Annotated in this window: 1 protein-coding gene; it reads right to left on the reverse strand. The window is 63.6% G+C overall.

Annotated features, from left to right (window positions below; translation table 11 throughout):
- On the reverse strand, positions 1 to 918 hold a 918-nt coding region (locus tag C9E82_RS23940; protein ID WP_119901257.1), incomplete at its 3' end, for an IS110-like element ISPko7 family transposase.
- Positions 919 to 997: the final 79 nt, after the last annotated feature.

The following is a 997-nucleotide window of genomic DNA, read 5'->3' on the forward strand; positions in this document are numbered from 1 at the left end:
CGTCAGCATCCCGCCCAGCCAAGTTCCCGGCCGGGCCGCGGCATGGACATGGCGTTTGATGATGACGCTGTTGGCGCCAATGATCAGGAGGCGCCGCAAAGACCGTTCGCCCATCCTTGTCGTGGCTCCAAGGCGCTGCTTGCCGCCTGTGGAATGCTGACGGGGTGTGAGGCCGAGCCAAGCCGCAAAATCGCGCGCCTTGCGGAACGTCTCGGGGGGCGGAGCCAGGACTGCGATGGCCGTGGCAATCAGAGGACCTATCCCCGGGACTGTCATCAGCCGCCGCGCCACCTCATTCTCCTGGGCACACCGGGCGATCTCGGCATCGAGCTTGCCGATCTCCGTCTCGAGATGGGCGAGGGTCGCGACCAGCACCTTGAGCGTGGGGATGGCATCGGCAGGCAGACCGCCTTCCGGATCTTCCACAATGGCAATCAGCTTCGACACGTTAGCCGCGCCCTGCGGCACGATCTTTCCGAACTCGCCCAAATGCCCGCGCAGGGCATTGATGGCCTGGGTTCTCTGCCGGATCAGCAACTCGCGGATGCGAAAGACCATTGCAGCGCCCTGGGTCTCCTCGCTCTTCACCGGCACGAAGCGCATCGTCGGGCGCTGCGCCGCCTCGCAGATTGCTTCGGCATCGGCCATGTCATTCTTCTGGCGCTTCACGAATGGCTTCACGTAGGCGGGTGGGATCAGCCGCACCTCATGCCCGATCTTCCCGATCTCACGCCCCCAGAAATGGGCGCCGCCACAGGCTTCCATCGCGACAACGCAGGCCGGAAGCTGTCCGAAAAATGCCAGGACCTGGTCTCTTCTCAGCTTCTTGCGCAGCACCGCCCGGCCCGCAGCGTCGGCCCCGTGAACCTGAAACACATTCTTCGCCAAATCGAGTCCGACCGTGATAATCTCCGACATGACCGCTCTCCTTTGTGGATCATTGCAGACCCACCTTGGCACACAGATGCCGTCGGGGGGCGGTCACAGCATCAGAGAA

This window comes from Paracoccus sigandri (assembly GCF_003709565.1).
Classification (GTDB): Bacteria; Pseudomonadota; Alphaproteobacteria; order Rhodobacterales; family Rhodobacteraceae; genus Paracoccus; species Paracoccus siganidrum.